Genomic DNA, 15,198 nt, shown 5'->3' with positions numbered 1-15,198 from the left:
CAATTAAGACGTCCTCGGCTCCCCGCGCTCGGTGGTATTTGCTTCCAATGTAGGCGGCGAGCGCCTTTTCAGCTTCAGTTCCTGGACGGCCTTTTTCGCCGCCGCCAGCGCTGATGAAGCTGGTTCCATCGCGGATAAACCATCCAGCTTTGTTTCGGCGCGTTCCATCTTTTTTCCAGCTTTCGTCACGCCATACCAGGCGTGGCCCTTTCGAAGTCCGCGGCATAGTTCCCTCATCCTCGCGATTGCCATCAAGCTGACGTATTCCTTTCCGGCGATTAGCTCCGTTTCAAGTCGACCGGCGTCACGTTCCTTGCGTAGGCCTGCTGCGCTCATCGAGCCGTCGGGAAAGGCAATTCGCGCAGCGATTTCGACGCGCAGTGGTGTGGTCTCGTCGAATTGGTCGGGGATTTTCATAAGAAGTCCTCAGCAGTTCTTAGGTCTGAGCTGTTCGCCGACCTCGTTGAGCACTCCGTCCTGTCTCGCCGTTCTGGACACGGTCCTGCCGGAGAACTCTTCTCCAAAAAACCGGCTGCGAAAACCGCCCGCCGGAGGTGCTGCGGCGAAGAGGCGCCTTCGACCTGTCAATCGGAGTGGTTGCGCAACAAATCTATGGCTGGCCTCTGCTTCCAGTCCGGCCAGACACACTCCTAAAGGGATCCGACCATCGTTTCAGTATCGATGCGGCCGAAGGGCCTATTGCGTCGCAACGCCCGCGCGCGCCGCGCCGCCTTCAGGCGAGCAGGGCAGCGGAGTACCTCCTTCGCTTCTTGGCTGGCAGCGTCATTGCTGGCGACGATTAGCGGCAGGCCGCCCGTGATGACCAACCACGTCCAAATCGATTTCCCGTCGCAAAAAGCGCTCTGTTCGCTCTCGAACTCAGCCGCATGCCCTCGGTGTCGCACGCCACAGCGCCGAAGGCGTGATGAAGAACCTAGATACTTCCAATGGGGCGACCGGCCCCGCTCGTCGTTCATCGCCGCGCTGTGGTCCTTAATCGCTACTGCTGCACGTTTGTATGCAGCCGCGTTTGGAAACAGGAACACCGTCACTGAGTTGCTACCCCGCAACAACCTCGGTTGGCTGCCAAGCACAAGAGGACGAGGAGTGCCGGGATCTCCATGACGAGTTTGAAGGTCGAGAGAGAGGCTCTCGACTGCCCGTCTCGGAGTACATCCCGATGGCGACTACCCCTCAGAAAATTACCCTTCTGTCCTCGCGAGACATTGCCTTCAAGAACGTGGAGTTCTCCATGTCCCAGGTCCGCGTCAAGGCTGACATCTGGATCGAGGACCTACCTGACCTCGTAGCTGAAGTGACGACCCACTCGCACCTCCTCGTGCGCAAGACGACCAGTGGTTGCATCGAGCGCCTTGCCGTCGAGATTCGCGCAGGGTCGGCCAGTCCCACTGAGCCACAGGCGCCCGAACCCGCAATTCTGGGCAAGCTGCTGGAGCGCTATCAGCGCATCGACTCGCGGGAGGATGCATGATGCCCCGACACGACGCGTCCGAACTGGCCCACCGCCTGGGCCGACAGGCCGAAGCGGTTTGTCGCCACTATCTTTCGAACGGACATCGCGAGGGACGCTACTGGCTTGTTGGCGATGTCCGAAACACGCCGGGTCGCTCTATGTTCGTGCGGCTCGTCGGCTCGCAGTGCGGAAAGGGCGCAGCCGGCAAATGGACTGACGCGGCGACCGGGGATCATGGCGATCTTCTCGATATCATCCGCGAAAGCCGCGGTTTGAGCGACTTCAGGGACGTTGCCCATGAGGCAATAACGTTTCTCGGCCTACCGCATCCCGGACCAGAGCAGACATCAATGCGGTCGAAGTTGCTGGCCGCGCCGTCGGAAATGTCGGAGAAAGCGCGTCGGCTGTTTGCGATGTCGCAGCCGATTGCGGGTACGGTCGTAGAGGCGTATCTGCACAACCGCAGTATTACCGCTTTGCACGGGACCGGAAGCCTGCGTTTTCACCCGCGCTGCTACTACCGGCCCGACGAACAAGCGCCGACTGAGACCTGGCCGGCGATGATCGCTTCCGTCACCGATCTCGACGGCCATTTGACTGGCGCACATCGCACATGGCTTGATCCTTCCGGCAGGGGCAAGGCACCGGTCGATACGCCGAGGCGCGCGATGGGCGATCTTCTCGGTCACGCGGTTCGTTTTGGCCTGCCGGGCGACGTCATGGCGGGCGGCGAAGGCATCGAGACCGTCTTGTCGCTTCGGTGCATCCTGCCCGATATGGCTATGGCAGCGGCACTCTCGGCCGCTCATCTTGCTGCCATGCTGTTTCCCCTCACGCTGAGACGGCTCTACATCGTGCGTGACGCCGATCCAGCCGGTAACGGCGCGCGTGACACCTTGATCGAAAGAGCGAATGCTGCCGGGATCGAGCCGGTCGTGCTCTCGCCGGCACTTGGGGACCTCAACGAAGATCTCTGTACGCTAGGCGTGGATGCCGTTCGAGCAGCAGTCCGTGTTCAGCTCGCCCCGCAGGACATCGCCCGTTTCATGGCAGTGGCGGGATAACTCGGAACGAACAGCCTGTCCGCTGTCGCTTGCATCACTGGATGCTCCTGAAGTCGGAGAGAACCACGCCTGCGGGCCTTCGAGAGGGCGATCGGCCAGCAAACGACCCGGACCCGCAATGTCTCCGGCCGACTATTTTCCGGCACGCTCCTCAAGGGAGCGCTTTCCATCGCGAAGCAAAATAGCCGGCCTTCACCCTCCTCCGCTGACACTCCGGCCCTTCGCTTCGCTGCGGGTGCAGGTCCGTCCCGTCCGCCGGCTTCCGTCGCCATGAAGGCCGCGAGGGTCGCGGTCCAACCGGCGGAGCATCCAATGAGCGAGCATGACGACTACGAACCACAGCACTCGTCTTCACCCATCGACCACGTCCTCACCGAACTCCAGCTCTATGGCTACCGTCCCTTCGTGGATGAGCCTGATCCTCGACCGCTTCCAGAGGGCCACTGCGTCGCCGGCGCGATCGCCGACATCTTCGACGCCCTCATCGTGGCACTGCAAGACACTCGCCTCGAGCCCGATCTCGACGATCTTCTGTGGTCGACCGTCAACATCTTTCACCGCGCCGCAGATCGGATCGAGCGCGAACTCGATCACAACGAGCAGGCGCAGCGCCGCAGCCAGCGTGAGCAGGACGGCAGCGAAGTGAAATCCGTCGAGCTGGAACGCCTGACGGCCGAAGGGCAGACGCTGATCGAACGCCAAAGCGCCTTCGAACTGATGCGTGATCAGGCCGCGGAGCACTACGAGCGCCACACCGGATCGAGTTGGCGACCGCGCAGCGGATCGATAGTCAACCATCGCAACATGACCTCTGCGCTGATCGACAGCCGCGATTTTCTCAGCGCCAAGAAACGCGCCTCGCAGGAAGTCCTTCTGCCACCTGGCCCGAAAATCGCCTTCACCGCTGGGCTCGACTTCAATGACCACCAGCTGATCTGGGCCAAGCTCGACCAGGTCCACGCCAGGCATCCCGACATGGTATTGATGCACGGGAAATCGCCGAAGGGTGGCGAAAAGATCGCCTCCTGTTGGGCAGACCATCGCAAGGTACCCCAAATCGGCTTTGCCCCTGAATGGACAAAGCATGCCAAAGCCGCCCCGTTCAAGCGCAATGATGCAATGCTGGAGGCGCTGCCGATAGGCGTCATCGTCTTTCCCGGGACCGGAATTCAGGACAATCTTGCAGACAAGGCAAAGAAGCTCGGTATCCCAGTCCTCGACTTCCGCCCCAAGGGAGGCGGCACGTAAGCGCTGCCCGCCCCTACCCTTTTTTCGATTGTGCGATACGGCCGCGATCGGGCAGCGGGTACTGTATTTGCAGCTCGCTGGAGTGCTTGGCCCGGGATGCCCGATCTCCGGCTTCCTGCGCCGCCCGTCTTTTTGCGATACTCAAGTCCGCGCCCTAGCAAAGGCGCGCGACGCCGTCACGCTTGCCGTCAACGTTCAGCTGCGTCGCAGCTGGCATCACAGCTGCGAATAACGACGCCCGTTCAACCGAACAGGGCCTGGATCTGGGCGAACTCACCGAACAACCGGCGTGGGCAGGATGCTTTTTTTGCCCGTCGCATTGTTAGCGTCGTCGCTGACACGGCATCGCGCGACGCACAGTTCGAATCCACCACGGGGTTCCGACCCGTTCTAAAGATAGCGCATATCCGGTGGTGCACGTCAGCCGTGACTTGAACCATCACGTGCGTGTCTTATGCGCGTTGCTGACAACAGCTTGCGACTTCGCGATGCCTGTACAGAGGAGCATCGACGCCGGTGACCATCGTAGCCAGGATTTCGCCAGCGACGGTATCGCCAGGTTCTCCGTTGATGTCTCTATCTGGTGGGCCGCTCCAAACGGCCTCTCTAATGGGCTGATCTGGCCGAAGGTCGGCTGCGCCTCGATCGCCTAAGCCGCAATGGCGCCAATCGACTTTCTTCCCCTGCCAGCTGCGCCGTCATTCCTCGCCAAACAACAAAGTCGCTTGGCTGCCATCCTCCGCTGGCGCTGCGGTCGCAAGCGATGCGGCGTCGATCGCCTGCGGCCCGCCGATCGCCATTGAGGCCGCAATGGTGCGGGCTCGAAACAGAGTTCAAGGAGAAAACTCATGGCGATAATCGGAAGCTTCAAGAGGACCGGCAACAACGAGTTCACCGGCGAAATCGTCACCCTCTCGCTCCAGGCCAAGAACGTCCGCATCGTCCCCGAGGCCAACCGCTCTGGCGACAACGCCCCCAGTCACCGTGTCTTCGTCGGGCGGGTCGAGATCGGCGCCGCCTGGTCCAAGCGCTCCAATGAAGGCCGCGACTTTCTCGGCCTGAAGCTGGACGATCCGAGCTTCACCGCTCCGATCTACGCCAACCTCTTCAACGATGAGCAAGGCGAAGACTACAGCCTCATCTGGTCCCGCCCCAACGGCCGCCGCAACGCGGAGTAAAGCCCCGACCAAGGCTCCGCCCGGACGAACAGGGCGGGGCCGTCCTCCTTTTCACGACAAGATGAGCGCAGTCGCTGCGCAACGAGCTCCGTCGGACTTCGGGGCGACTACCTGTCGTGTTCGCGACTGGAGACTTCATTCCTGCATGTCGCCTCGCCGATCATCGAAAATTCGAGGTGTTTCCCGCGTCAACTCACGGTGCCGATTTTCTGATCAACTCGCATGGGTCCACATTCAGCGCAGTTGCGATCCTCCCAAGAACACTGATGCTGGCCGAGACCCGAGCGCGCTCGATCGATCCGACGTAACGCATGCTCAGTCCAGAGCGGGCGGCCAGTTCCTCCTGCGTCACGTTCTGGTCATGGCGCAGACGACGCATGTTGGCCGCCATGATCTCCTTGAGATTCATGGCGGATTAGGGACCAGAAAGGGAACTATCGTTCTAGGAATGATCGTTCCTATTCGCTATGATTGGTGCTCGATCTAAAGGACGGCTCCTTCGAGATCGCGATCGAAATATGAACGGTCAAATACCATGCTTAAACCGCTGCTCGATCCTGATGTCGCCGACATTGCGCCGGATGCCTCGGTCCTGATCGGCTATGACGAGGAGCGTCTGCTCACCTACATTCGCCTGCTTGACGCGGCGGCGGAAGATGCCGATTGGCGAGAGGTGGCCAGGATCGTCTTGCATATAGACCCGGAGCAGGAGCCGGAACGAGCGTTCCGGTCCTGGGAAACCCATCTTGCCCGCGCGCGATGGATAACGACCAGCGGCTACCGATATCTTCTCGCTGGCGGCGCTCCGCACTGACGCGGCCGGCGCTCCACTTTGCTGAGTCGGCATAATGGTTTGTCGACTCTCCAACTATTCAACTTCCTTATCCGCCGGGAATGTTGACGCCGACGCCTCACATCCGGGTACGCGGAGAGGACAGGAACAGTGCAAGGCGATTGGACCGATCCGGCGGCGTATGCACACATGTGCAGCTACCAGGCTACGGAATTCGCTGCCGAGTATCTGATCCGGAATGACGAATTCGTGGCAGAGTGCAGCCAGCTTGCATCGCAACTCGCTGGTTCTGGAGAACCTGCCGGTCAGCCCGATCTCGCCGCCCGTTGGGGCGCGCGATTTCAAAACTGCCGGTGCCGGACTTCCGAAAGCTGACAATATCATCTGGACGGAACAGGCCTCGCCGCGCGTGCTCCGGGTCATGCGGGTATCTACATCCCATCAAACAGTTCGACCTTCCAGCCTTGCCGGAGCCAGCGTTTGGCCGCAGGACGAAGGCCTTCACATTATTTGGTCTACCTTAATTGGGAAAAGTCATCTCGTCGCTGATGACCGCGCCGGTGAATTCAACGCTACCCTTCTGCCGCTCGACGCTGCATTCGAGACGCGGCTCGATGCAGCGCGCCGGTTCTGGCGCGCACTGAACGGCCGGGCAGGAAGTTCATCTTACGGCGCGCTGCCGCAACAGACCAAGACCAGGCATATCCTCAATTTGCGCGCACATGATGGTCACCGCATGGGTGCAACCTATCGTCAGCTCGCGGAGGTGCTGTTTTCGCAAGAGCCGATTGTGCCGCGAGATTGGCGTGATCATCATCTCCGCCACAAGGTCCGAGCTATCTTACGCCGTGCAGCTTTTTTAGTCGCCGGCGGCTATCGCGATCTTCTCTTCTATCCCCACAACCGCAGCGAAAAGTCCGGCCGCCGAAGTCCTTCTTCGGGATAGCAAAGGGGTAGCAAAAACGCGCCCCCCAATCTTTGCCCTCCCTCGCCTTTCCTCATTTCGATCATGGTCCACTTCGCGCGTCCCGGCAGGCCAGGACGACAGCAGAACCGAATGGAGATCGAGCGATGTCGAAGGGTCCCGCGGACGCGCCCCAAAAGTATTTGCGCACGAAGGAGGCAGCACCCATCGTCGGGCTCTGCGTCCGCACACTCGAAAAGCACCGGACCTACGGCACCGGCCCAAAATACCGGAAGGTCGGCGGGCGCGTTCTCTACGACATCAACGACCTGCACGCCTGGATAGAGCTGGGCGCACGCACCTCCACCAGCGATGCCAACGCGACCTATGTTCCGCCGGCAAAACCCCATGCAGCCCGCGCGCCCGCCTATGTCGGCCGGCGCGACCGCAGCTCCTGATCTGTGGCGCACCGAAAATGCAGTATCGCGAGACCGTTCAGCAGCAATTTGCGCTGTCTTATGTCCCCTCAACCGGCTTCCCTCCACGCGGCACGCGGGACGTCGTGGCGCGGCAGCTCGTCTTATTGGTGAAATCCCGCCGCCTGACACCGATCCACCCTCATGCGGGCGAAGAATCGACCTGCGTTGAGGCGGCAAGTGTGCACGGCATGGGAACGATTTGGAACGCTGCCATCCTGGTCTGGGCTGCGTCGCAAACCATCCACGCGCAAGCCAGGAGATTGCAACCGCGCCGCTTGGTAGCGGCGAAACAGCAGCAAATCCTGACCTTCATGTCGCCGCGTCAACGGCGGCACGTCCACAGCCGGATAGCCGCACGCGAGCAGCCGAGTCCATACACCGGCAAGCGTCGTAAAGCTTTCCTGCTGCGCCCCGGGATCGAGTCATGAGCAAACGCACAAAGATCATCGCCACCATGGTTGGCGGCGCAGTGCTCGCCGCGGCGCCGGCATGGATTAGCCATCCGCCGCTGTCCATCTGGAACGCATCGGCGAGCATCCCCGTCGGGCTCTATCGCGTCCAGCCGGCCGACAAAATCGGTATTGCCAATATCGCCGTCATCATGCCGCCCGAGCCATTGGCGGCCTTCATGGCAAGACGCGGCTATCTGCCGAAAAATGTGCCGCTCCTCAAGCATGTTTTGGCACTCGGGGGCGCAACCGTCTGTCGCCAAGGCACAATGATCATCGTCAACGGCAAGACGTATGGACATGCGCGCGAGCGTGACAGTCGTGGTCGATCCCTGCCCATCTGGCAGGGCTGCCGCGACGTTGCCGAGGCCGACGTCTTCCTTATGAACCCGGGTGCAGCCGACAGTTTTGACAGCCGCTATTTCGGCCCGCTCCCGCTCTCATCGATAGTTGGCCGCGCGGTTCCAGTCTGGACCACGGAGCGCACCACTCCGGTACTGGATATCACCAACGATCCCCTCGCTAGCGAGCCGTGAGGGCTCGGCTCGACGCGCACTAACACTCAGAAAGGAGCACTGCAATGACCCAGATCGGAACCTTCACGCGCAATGATGACGGCTTCTTCGGCAATCTCTCCACGCTAACAATCGAGGCGAAGATTGCCATCCTGCCTGCCGAGAAATCCAAAACCGAAAACGCGCCCGACCATCTGATCTATTGCGAAGGGATGGCGGTCGGTGCGGCTTGGGACCGCGCCGGAGACAAGGCTGGGGATTACCTCTCCGTCTCAATTGACGACCCGTCCTTTACGCAGCCGATCCGCGCCAAGCTGTTCCGGTCCGATGCAGAGAACAGCGTCTGGAGCCTGCACTGGAACCGATCATCGAAGCGCGACGGGCGAGGCTGAACAGATGCTTCTGGAGCCCTTCGACGAATCTTTCTCGCCAACCCTTTTGATCCATTGCGCGCCGGTCAAACCCTTCGACCCGACCGCCCGCGAGGCAGCCCAGAGGGGGCCGGACACTTGCTTGTGGCTGCGGACGCCGATTTCATCACAATTTTGGCAAAGCCGGTTCGATTGGCGAGCCCCTGCCCTTAACGGAAGCGAACACCGTCGCAGGCTGGCGGCGCATCGGTTCTGCGGTCTGCGGGACGCAGCCCACAGAGGCATGACGACGTTTGCCGCATGTGTGATGCTCGGCTTCGTGGCGCCCGAAACTGGTGCAGCGGCTTCCTCTGCTGGTGAACGGCCGGCGCACTCCGAGTCGACGATCTTGTCGGCTGGCCCGTGGTCGCGGCATATCCGGGAAGCGTCAAAACGCTTCGCCATTCCAGAGCAGTTGCTGCGCGGCGTCATGCATGTTGAGAGCGTCGGCGATGTTCGTGCGCTTTCAAGCAAGGGCGCAATGGGCTTGATGCAGATCATGCCGGCGACGTGGCAAGAACTGCGCATCAAATACCGTCTCGGTGACGATCCGTATCAACCGCGTGACAACATTCTTGCAGGTGCAGCATATCTTCGCGAAATGCTCGACAGCTTCGGGCGCAGCGGCTTTCTTGCCGCTTACAATGCCGGTCCTGGTCGGTACACGGAACATCTCTTAACCGGCCGTCCGCTGCCACGCGAGACGGTCGACTACGTCAGGAAACTTGCGCCGCTGCTCGATGGTGCAGTTCTCACTCCGCGGCGCGCGCGGCACGGAAGGGGCAGAGCCAGCTCACTCCGTGCAACGATCTTTCCGCATCCCCATGACATTCGGAACGCCGCTGCATCGGATGGCAATGGTTATGCCGAGACGATCTTTGCGGCGATTCATTCGTCTGCAATGCGGTCGCCAATGGGCAATCCTGTTGCGGACCTGACCGCGATCGAGCCACAGCCGGGTGAAACCGATTTCCAATCGAACCACGCTGGTTCCGGCCTATTCGCTCAGCCCTCTTTAGCCATATCGCAATGATCGCCACGTTCCTCCTCAATTGCATTCCGGCCTGTTCCGTCGCGGAAATTCCGGCGGAAGGGTTGGCTGTGGATGAGAACAGAGAGATTGGCAGGATAAAGGGCCGCGAGGTGCGGCTCGGTTCGGCCGATTGTTTTCCTTACAATTTTCGTCTCATTTCGCAATGTGCTGGCACAATCAGCGATGTGCGCTATTCCCAATTTTTCAGTGTTTCAATGGAAACCGCACCTCGTGGCCGTCTAGCATGAAGCGTGACGATAGCTTTCGCGTCCGCCCTGGTCGCATCCGCTCCCGCGCCGGCCAGCGCGCACGACCCTTCATCTTCCAGGCTCTTGCGGCCACACAGCGCGCCGGCGGTCACCTTACACGCCAGGGTCGGATCACCTCCCCGCGAGCTTCAACGTTTGGCCGCGGCAGGTCAGCGAGCATCCGCGCCAGTCGCCTCATCTCTGACCGGTCACGCGGCGCCGTCGTCAAGACCCGTGTGGTACGGCAGTTCAGAGGGTCTGGGCCACTCGCCACCCATCTCAAATATCTTCGCCGCGAAGGTGTTACACGTGATGGTGAGAAGGCGAGGATGTTCGGTCCCGACACCAAAGATGCAGATCATGACGCCTTCTGCGACCGCTGCAAGGATGATCGGCATCACTTCCGTTTCATCGTTTCGCCAGACGATGCAATGGAGCTCGGCGACCTCAAGAACTTCGCTTGTGACCTGATGGCCGACATGGCGCGCGACCTCGGCACGAGGCTCGACTGGATAGCCGTCGATCACTGGAACACCGAACATCCGCACGTTCACATCCTCGTTCGCGGCGTTGCCGACGATGGCGAGAGCCTTGTCATCTCGCGGGACTACATCCGCCAGGGCATGCGCGATCGGGCGAGCGACATTCTCACCCAGACGCTTGGGCTCCGCATGGACCTCGACATCCGCCGGGCCATCGAGCGCCAGGTCGACACTGAGCGCTGGACGCAGCTCGATCGCCAGCTTGTTCGTGACGCCGACCGTCATGGTATCATTGATCTCGCGCCACATCCTGATCGCCGGCCCGACGAGTTCCTGGGGCTCAAAGTCGGCCGGCTGCGGCAACTGGAAAGCCTGGGCCTCGCGAACGAGATCCGTCCCGGCCAGTGGATAGTGGTCGAACAGGCCGAGCCCACTTTGCGCGCCCTCGGTGAACGCGGCGACATCATCAAGCGCATGCACCGCAGCCTCACTGTGCATGGGCTAGAAAAAGGGACGGCCGACTATGTGCTAGCCGCCGAAAGGATTGATGCGCCCGTGATCGGCCGACTGCTCGAACGCGGTCTTTATGACGAACGGCGCGGCGCGGCCTATGCCATCGTCGATGGCATTGATGGACGCACGCACCACATTCGCTTCGATGACCCTGATGCGGCCGGAGACTCCGACCCGGGCTCGGTCGTGGAGTTGTGCCGCGATGCGAGTGCAAATGGCGGTGGCCGGGTCACGCTCGCGGTCCGCTCCGACCTGTCAATCGAACAGCAGGTCCATGCTTCCGGCGCGACTTGGCTCGATCGCCAACTCGTTGCACGCGAGCCTGCCGAATTCGGTGACGGCGGCTTTGGTAGGGACGTAAGACAGGCACTGCAAGATCGGGTCGACCACCTTGTCAGCCGCGATCTGGCCAAGCGCGAGGGACAGCGCGTCATTCTTGTGCGCAATCTGATCGATACTTTACACGATCATGAGGTGGAATCGCTCGGTGCCCGCCTCGCCGCCCAGACGGGCCTCTCGTTCTCGAAGGCTGCCAACGGCGATCATGTGGCTGGGATTTACCGGCGGCGTTTCTCGCTGGCTTCAGGCCGGCTCGCGATGATCGACAATGGACTCGAATTCAAGCTCGTGCCCTGGTCGCCGTCGCTCGAAAAGCGATTGGGTAATCAAGTCATCGGGGTCGTGTGCTCGGATATGGGGGGCGTGGATTGGAACCTGGGAAAGAAGCGCGGCATCGGGCTATGAAGGTTCCAGGCGTATGCTCTATCCTGATGCTGGGAAGCCAGCACGGTCGCACATTCTATTTGTACCTGCACAGTGAAGCGCCGATTGCCTCGCAAAAAACAGGGACTTTGCGCATCCTCGATTCAGTCTGGCGCCGGCAATCGCGGCACTGGCGCTGTTTGCCTTCGTCTATCACTGGAATAGCTATGTCTGGCCGCTGACCGTTCTACAGGGCAATGCACACGAATATCCGATCGTCATCGGCCTTAGTCGCCTGCTCAGCTACAACAGAGGCGCTCTAAACACGGGACTGGTGATGGCTGGCGCCACGCTTGCCGTGCTCCCGCCACTGGTGCTCTTCGTCTTGCTGCAGCGCTTCTTTGTGGATTCGATCGTCGGCTCGGCGGTCAGGGGATAATGAACCAGCGCGGCGCTCTGTGCTAAGGTGTACACCGATCAACACAGGACACCGCTATGGCCGCTAGCACCACTATGACAATTCGCGTCAGTCCCGATGTAAAGGAAAAGCTCGACCGGATCGCAAACCGACACCCGGCGTAGCAAGTCATTCCTCGCAGGTGAAGCCGTCGCAGCGTAAGTCGATCGCGAGCTTGAAATCATTGAAGGTATCAAGCGCGGCCTTGCTGATGTCGAAGCTGGGCGCATCGTGTCCCATGATAGGGCTATGGCAGAAATTGTATGCCGCGATTGATGCCGGCACGGGCCGCAAGGTGTGACGCGAGCCGTTCAGTGGTCTCGCGGTGAGCTGGACGACATCAAGGAACAGATCGCCTATATTTCGCAGGATAATCCGCGCGCTGCGCGCCTGGCAGCAGACCGGATTCTGGACGCAGGGGCCGCGCTTGGGGAAATGGCAACCGGGCGGCCCGGCCGCGTATCCGGCACCTATGAAAAGCCTATGAGTCGCCTGCCCTACATCATCGCTTATGCCGTGACCGCCAAGGGCGGCCGAGAAAGCATTTCAATTTTGCGGGTGATCCACGCAGCGCGCGATTGGCAGGACGAGGAATGGCCGAACTGAACGAAATCTCGCGACGAAGGGGCTTTAATCGCGAGCGGATTTGCTGCCAACAATTTTGACAGCAAGCTGCCGGGTATTGCTCCCGAGTTTAACCGGAGACCTGGGTGGGAGCATATACGTCGAGCACGTTCTGAGTTTCGTCCGTTCGCAATGAGTTATGGCTGCTAACGATCTGGCAAGAACCACGATTCAGTCCGCGGTCAGCACGACCTTGACACTCTGTGAACGGTCGGCGGCAAGTCGGAAGGCATCGGTGGCGCAAGAAAGCGTGCGCTCCGCTGTCATCAGCTTCAGGACGTCCACCTCCCCCGACACGATGAGATCGACCGCCCGGCCGAACTCCGTGCCGAAGCGGAATGTGCCTTTGAGGTCGATCTCCTTGGCCATTACTGCATTGGCAGGCAGCGCGATGTGGCCACCGGGAAGATTGCCGACCTGGACCACCGTGCCGCCGCGCCGGACACTGGCGATCGCCGCGGCAAGGCCGGCGGCAGTGCCTGAAATCTCGAACGCGACATCAAGCGAATCCCCGGCAGCAAGCGCCTGGAGTTCGGCGTCGCCGCCGGAAAGGTCGATCGTCCTGTCGGCGCCAAGCCGGCGGGCGAAGGCGAGCGGCGCGGCGGCGATATCGACGACGGTCAGTTCAGCGCAGCCGGCAAGCCTGGCCGCGAGCATGGTCAAGAGACCGATGGGGCCGGCACCGAACAGGACGACGTTGCGGCCCCTGACGTCGCCCACCCGCGCGACGGCGTGCAGACTGACCGCCAACGGCTCGGCAAGTGCGGCCGCCTGGTAGGCCACGTCAGATGGAACCTTGAAACATTGCGCGGGCGTGGCGTCGAACAGACTGGCGAATCCGCCCTGCATATGCGGCGTCTTCGATGCCGAGCCCATGAAATAGATGTTCTCGCAGAGATTGGCGCGGCCTTCCAGGCATCGCGCGCAACGCCCGCACCAGCGCGACGGATTGACCGCGACATGGTCGCCGATGCCGAGGCCGGGCGCGGCGCCGTTGATCTCGACGATTTCGCCTGAGATTTCGTGGCCGAGGACAAGCGGCGAAGTGACGACGAAGTCGCCGGTACGGGCATGGCGGAAATAATGCAGGTCGGAGCCGCAGATGCCCCCTGCCCCAAAGCGCACCCGCACCATACCTGGTGCCAGCGGTTCAAGCGGACGCTCCACGACGCGCAGGTCCTGCGGGCCGAACAGCGTCGCGGCAATCGCCTGGCCACTCACCGGATCAAGCCCATCTCGGTCGGCAGCCAAAGCGTGATGGCGGGTATGAAGGTGATCAGAAGCAGCGCCACGATAAGCGGCACCAGCCACGGCAGGATCGCCATGGTGGTGCGCTCAACCGAGAGCTTGGCAACGCGCGACAACACAAAGAGCACCATGCCGAGCGGCGGGTGCAAAAGCCCGATCATCAGGTTGAGCGTCATGATCAGCCCGAAATGCACAGGGTTGATGCCGTAGACGGCGGCGACCGGCAGCAGGATCGGCACCAGAATCGTGATCGCGGCGATCGTATCGAGGAAGCAGCCGACCACCAGCATCAGGATGTTGACCAGGATCAGGAAGACCCACTTGTTTTCGGTGAGCGCGAAAATGAAGTTCGAGAACAGCTGTGCTGCCTGGCTGACGGTGAGCAGCCAGGCGAAGATCGATGCGGCGGTGACGATGAAAAGCACCGAGGCGGTCGTCTCGATCGTGTCAAAGCTGGCCTTGGCAAGCAAACGCAGCGTCATCGTGCGGTAGCGCACCAGCCCGAGGAAAAGCGACCAGATCACAGCCGCCATCGCCGCCTCGGTCGGCGTGAACCAGCCCATCGTCATGCCGCCGATCAGGATAACCGGCGTCATCAGCGCCATGACCGCGGAGAAATCGAAATACCAGTCCGCCACGATCAGCACCAGCAGCGCTATGCCGACCGCGATATTGATCGACAGGCCAAGCTGCACCAGCACATAGCAGCCAATCGGAAAGGCAGCCACCACCAGCACCTCGCCCGCAGCTTCGGCCAGCCGCCGAAGCTCGAAGGATGTGTCGGAGCCCCAGCCGCGCCTGTGGGCGAAGATGGCGACCGTGATCATCATCAGCACGGTCATGACCACGCCGGGCAGGATGCCGGCCATGAACAGCGCGCCAATCGAGACATTGGCCATCATGCCGTAGATGACGAAGGGCAGCGAGGGCGGAAAGATCGGCCCGAGCGTGGCGGAAGCGGCGGTAACCCCGACCGCGGCGTCGATAGGATAGCCGTGGTCCTTCATCGCCTTGATCTCGATGGTGCCGATGCCGGCGGCGTCGGCGAGAGCGGTGCCCGACATGCCGGAAAAGATCACCGATCCGATGATGTTGACCTGCGCCAGGCCGCCTTTCATCCAGCCGACCAGGGCAAGGGCGAAGGAATAGATGCGCCCGGTCACGCCGGCGATGTTCATGAGGTTGCCGGCCAGGATGAAGAACGGAACGGCGAGCAGCGGAAAGCTCTCCACCCCGGCGATCATGCGCTGGGCCGCGATGATATCGGGCGCGACGCCGTAGATGACGAGGTAAAGGATCGACGCGGCCGCCATCGAAACGGCGACCGGCACGCCGATGAGCATCAGGACAAGAAAGCCCCCGACCAGAAGCAGCATC

Annotated in this window: 19 protein-coding genes and 1 pseudogene; 16 read left to right on the top strand and 4 right to left on the bottom strand. The window is 61.4% G+C overall.

The window, feature by feature from the left end; translation table 11 throughout:
* Positions 1 to 3: 3 nt before the first annotated feature.
* On the bottom strand, positions 4 to 417 hold the full coding sequence (locus tag NKJ15_RS19260; RefSeq protein ID WP_352470541.1) for an excisionase: 414 nt from the start codon (positions 415 to 417) through the stop codon (positions 4 to 6).
* Positions 418 to 1,180: 763 nt separating this feature from the next.
* On the opposite strand from NKJ15_RS19260, the gene NKJ15_RS19255 reads away from it, so the two are divergent.
* The 4 genes from NKJ15_RS19255 to NKJ15_RS19240 all read left to right on the top strand — a co-directional run bounded on the left by NKJ15_RS19255 (position 1,181) and on the right by NKJ15_RS19240 (position 4,964).
* Positions 1,181 to 1,492 carry a hypothetical protein gene (locus NKJ15_RS19255; protein ID WP_352470542.1) on the top strand — a complete coding sequence of 104 codons (312 nt, stop codon included), beginning with the start codon at positions 1,181 to 1,183 and terminating at the stop codon, positions 1,490 to 1,492.
* Positions 1,492 to 2,538: a DUF7146 domain-containing protein gene (locus NKJ15_RS19250; RefSeq protein WP_352816902.1), complete on the top strand. Its 1,047-nt coding sequence runs from the start codon at positions 1,492 to 1,494 to the stop codon at positions 2,536 to 2,538. The genes NKJ15_RS19255 and NKJ15_RS19250 overlap by 1 nt, the downstream gene beginning before the upstream one ends.
* A 312-nt stretch (positions 2,539 to 2,850) precedes the next feature.
* Positions 2,851 to 3,786: an SLOG family protein gene (locus tag NKJ15_RS19245; RefSeq protein ID WP_352470543.1), complete on the top strand. Its 936-nt coding sequence runs from the start codon at positions 2,851 to 2,853 to the stop codon at positions 3,784 to 3,786.
* Positions 3,787 to 4,634: 848 nt separating this feature from the next.
* Positions 4,635 to 4,964 carry a DUF736 domain-containing protein gene (locus NKJ15_RS19240; protein ID WP_352470544.1) on the top strand — a complete coding sequence of 110 codons (330 nt, stop codon included), beginning with the start codon at positions 4,635 to 4,637 and terminating at the stop codon, positions 4,962 to 4,964.
* Positions 4,965 to 5,157: 193 nt separating this feature from the next.
* Here the strand turns inward: NKJ15_RS19240 and NKJ15_RS19235 are convergent, their stop codons facing one another.
* Positions 5,158 to 5,373, bottom strand: a complete 216-nt coding sequence (locus NKJ15_RS19235; RefSeq protein WP_023674290.1) for a helix-turn-helix domain-containing protein — start codon at positions 5,371 to 5,373, stop codon at positions 5,158 to 5,160.
* Positions 5,374 to 5,499: 126 nt separating this feature from the next.
* On the opposite strand from NKJ15_RS19235, the gene NKJ15_RS19230 reads away from it, so the two are divergent.
* The 12 genes and pseudogenes from NKJ15_RS19230 to NKJ15_RS19175 all read left to right on the top strand — a co-directional run bounded on the left by NKJ15_RS19230 (position 5,500) and on the right by NKJ15_RS19175 (position 12,555).
* Positions 5,500 to 5,778: a DUF2285 domain-containing protein gene (locus NKJ15_RS19230; protein ID WP_352816816.1), complete on the top strand. Its 279-nt coding sequence runs from the start codon at positions 5,500 to 5,502 to the stop codon at positions 5,776 to 5,778.
* Between the two features lie 168 nt (positions 5,779 to 5,946).
* Complete coding sequence (locus NKJ15_RS19225; protein ID WP_352452199.1) at positions 5,947 to 6,132, top strand: transcriptional regulator domain-containing protein; 186 nt, start codon at positions 5,947 to 5,949, stop codon at positions 6,130 to 6,132.
* Positions 6,133 to 6,178: 46 nt separating this feature from the next.
* Positions 6,179 to 6,703: a DUF2285 domain-containing protein gene (locus NKJ15_RS19220; RefSeq protein ID WP_352470697.1), complete on the top strand. Its 525-nt coding sequence runs from the start codon at positions 6,179 to 6,181 to the stop codon at positions 6,701 to 6,703.
* A gap of 125 nt (positions 6,704 to 6,828) precedes the next feature.
* The gene (locus NKJ15_RS19215) at positions 6,829 to 7,119 is read left to right on the top strand and encodes a helix-turn-helix transcriptional regulator (RefSeq protein ID WP_352502580.1); all 291 of its coding nucleotides are present in this window, start codon (positions 6,829 to 6,831) and stop codon (positions 7,117 to 7,119) included.
* Positions 7,120 to 7,136: 17 nt separating this feature from the next.
* Entirely contained in the window at positions 7,137 to 7,568 is a 432-nt protein-coding gene (locus NKJ15_RS19210; protein ID WP_352470547.1) for a replication initiator protein A, read from the top strand.
* Positions 7,565 to 8,125, top strand: coding sequence for a S26 family signal peptidase (locus NKJ15_RS19205; RefSeq protein WP_352470548.1), 561 nt, complete (start codon positions 7,565 to 7,567; stop codon positions 8,123 to 8,125). The genes NKJ15_RS19210 and NKJ15_RS19205 overlap by 4 nt, the downstream gene beginning before the upstream one ends.
* Before the next feature lie 44 nt (positions 8,126 to 8,169).
* A complete protein-coding gene (locus tag NKJ15_RS19200; RefSeq protein WP_023674284.1) occupies positions 8,170 to 8,496 on the top strand; it encodes a DUF736 domain-containing protein in 327 nt (108 codons plus the stop codon).
* 262 nt (positions 8,497 to 8,758) lie between these two features.
* Positions 8,759 to 9,547, top strand: coding sequence for a lytic transglycosylase domain-containing protein (locus NKJ15_RS19195; protein WP_352470550.1), 789 nt, complete (start codon positions 8,759 to 8,761; stop codon positions 9,545 to 9,547).
* Positions 9,544 to 9,795, top strand: coding sequence for a hypothetical protein (locus NKJ15_RS19190; protein ID WP_352470551.1), 252 nt, complete (start codon positions 9,544 to 9,546; stop codon positions 9,793 to 9,795). Before NKJ15_RS19195 ends, NKJ15_RS19190 begins: the two co-directional genes overlap by 4 nt.
* Positions 9,792 to 11,534: a relaxase/mobilization nuclease domain-containing protein gene (locus tag NKJ15_RS19185; RefSeq protein ID WP_352540078.1), complete on the top strand. Its 1,743-nt coding sequence runs from the start codon at positions 9,792 to 9,794 to the stop codon at positions 11,532 to 11,534. The genes NKJ15_RS19190 and NKJ15_RS19185 overlap by 4 nt, the downstream gene beginning before the upstream one ends.
* A gap of 453 nt (positions 11,535 to 11,987) precedes the next feature.
* A pseudogene (locus NKJ15_RS19180) lies at positions 11,988 to 12,225 on the top strand (CopG family ribbon-helix-helix protein).
* A gap of 21 nt (positions 12,226 to 12,246) precedes the next feature.
* The gene (locus tag NKJ15_RS19175; protein ID WP_352470553.1) at positions 12,247 to 12,555 is read left to right on the top strand and encodes a type II toxin-antitoxin system RelE/ParE family toxin; all 309 of its coding nucleotides are present in this window, start codon (positions 12,247 to 12,249) and stop codon (positions 12,553 to 12,555) included.
* Positions 12,556 to 12,744: 189 nt separating this feature from the next.
* Here the strand turns inward: NKJ15_RS19175 and NKJ15_RS19170 are convergent, their stop codons facing one another.
* The gene (locus NKJ15_RS19170; protein ID WP_352816810.1) at positions 12,745 to 13,794 is read right to left on the bottom strand and encodes an L-idonate 5-dehydrogenase; all 1,050 of its coding nucleotides are present in this window, start codon (positions 13,792 to 13,794) and stop codon (positions 12,745 to 12,747) included.
* Positions 13,791 to 15,197: a TRAP transporter large permease gene (locus NKJ15_RS19165; protein WP_352540079.1), complete on the bottom strand. Its 1,407-nt coding sequence runs from the start codon at positions 15,195 to 15,197 to the stop codon at positions 13,791 to 13,793. Before NKJ15_RS19165 ends, NKJ15_RS19170 begins: the two co-directional genes overlap by 4 nt.
* Position 15,198: the final 1 nt, after the last annotated feature.

Origin of the sequence: Mesorhizobium sp. M0207, assembly GCF_040321995.1 — a bacterium.
In the GTDB taxonomy this organism is placed as follows: Bacteria; Pseudomonadota; Alphaproteobacteria; order Rhizobiales; family Rhizobiaceae; genus Mesorhizobium.
Note: the sequence above shows the minus strand (reverse complement) of the source record. Positions and strands in the feature narration are given on the sequence as shown.

Excerpts from the sequence above, each read along its gene's own strand:
- NKJ15_RS19260 (WP_352470541.1), bottom strand. The coding sequence starts at position 417 with ATGAAAATCCCCGACCAATTCGACGAGACCACACCACTGCGCGTCGAA.
- NKJ15_RS19255 (WP_352470542.1), top strand. The coding sequence starts at position 1,181 with ATGGCGACTACCCCTCAGAAAATTACCCTTCTGTCCTCGCGAGACATT.
- NKJ15_RS19250 (WP_352816902.1), top strand. The coding sequence starts at position 1,492 with ATGCCCCGACACGACGCGTCCGAACTGGCCCACCGCCTGGGCCGACAG.
- NKJ15_RS19245 (WP_352470543.1), top strand. The coding sequence starts at position 2,851 with ATGAGCGAGCATGACGACTACGAACCACAGCACTCGTCTTCACCCATC.
- NKJ15_RS19240 (WP_352470544.1), top strand. The coding sequence starts at position 4,635 with ATGGCGATAATCGGAAGCTTCAAGAGGACCGGCAACAACGAGTTCACC.
- NKJ15_RS19235 (WP_023674290.1), bottom strand. The coding sequence starts at position 5,373 with ATGAATCTCAAGGAGATCATGGCGGCCAACATGCGTCGTCTGCGCCAT.
- NKJ15_RS19230 (WP_352816816.1), top strand. The coding sequence starts at position 5,500 with ATGCTTAAACCGCTGCTCGATCCTGATGTCGCCGACATTGCGCCGGAT.
- NKJ15_RS19225 (WP_352452199.1), top strand. The coding sequence starts at position 5,947 with ATGTGCAGCTACCAGGCTACGGAATTCGCTGCCGAGTATCTGATCCGG.
- NKJ15_RS19220 (WP_352470697.1), top strand. The coding sequence starts at position 6,179 with ATGCGGGTATCTACATCCCATCAAACAGTTCGACCTTCCAGCCTTGCC.
- NKJ15_RS19215 (WP_352502580.1), top strand. The coding sequence starts at position 6,829 with ATGTCGAAGGGTCCCGCGGACGCGCCCCAAAAGTATTTGCGCACGAAG.
- NKJ15_RS19210 (WP_352470547.1), top strand. The coding sequence starts at position 7,137 with ATGCAGTATCGCGAGACCGTTCAGCAGCAATTTGCGCTGTCTTATGTC.
- NKJ15_RS19205 (WP_352470548.1), top strand. The coding sequence starts at position 7,565 with ATGAGCAAACGCACAAAGATCATCGCCACCATGGTTGGCGGCGCAGTG.
- NKJ15_RS19200 (WP_023674284.1), top strand. The coding sequence starts at position 8,170 with ATGACCCAGATCGGAACCTTCACGCGCAATGATGACGGCTTCTTCGGC.
- NKJ15_RS19195 (WP_352470550.1), top strand. The coding sequence starts at position 8,759 with ATGACGACGTTTGCCGCATGTGTGATGCTCGGCTTCGTGGCGCCCGAA.
- NKJ15_RS19190 (WP_352470551.1), top strand. The coding sequence starts at position 9,544 with ATGATCGCCACGTTCCTCCTCAATTGCATTCCGGCCTGTTCCGTCGCG.
- NKJ15_RS19185 (WP_352540078.1), top strand. The coding sequence starts at position 9,792 with ATGAAGCGTGACGATAGCTTTCGCGTCCGCCCTGGTCGCATCCGCTCC.
- NKJ15_RS19165 (WP_352540079.1), bottom strand. The coding sequence starts at position 15,197 with ATGCTGCTTCTGGTCGGGGGCTTTCTTGTCCTGATGCTCATCGGCGTG.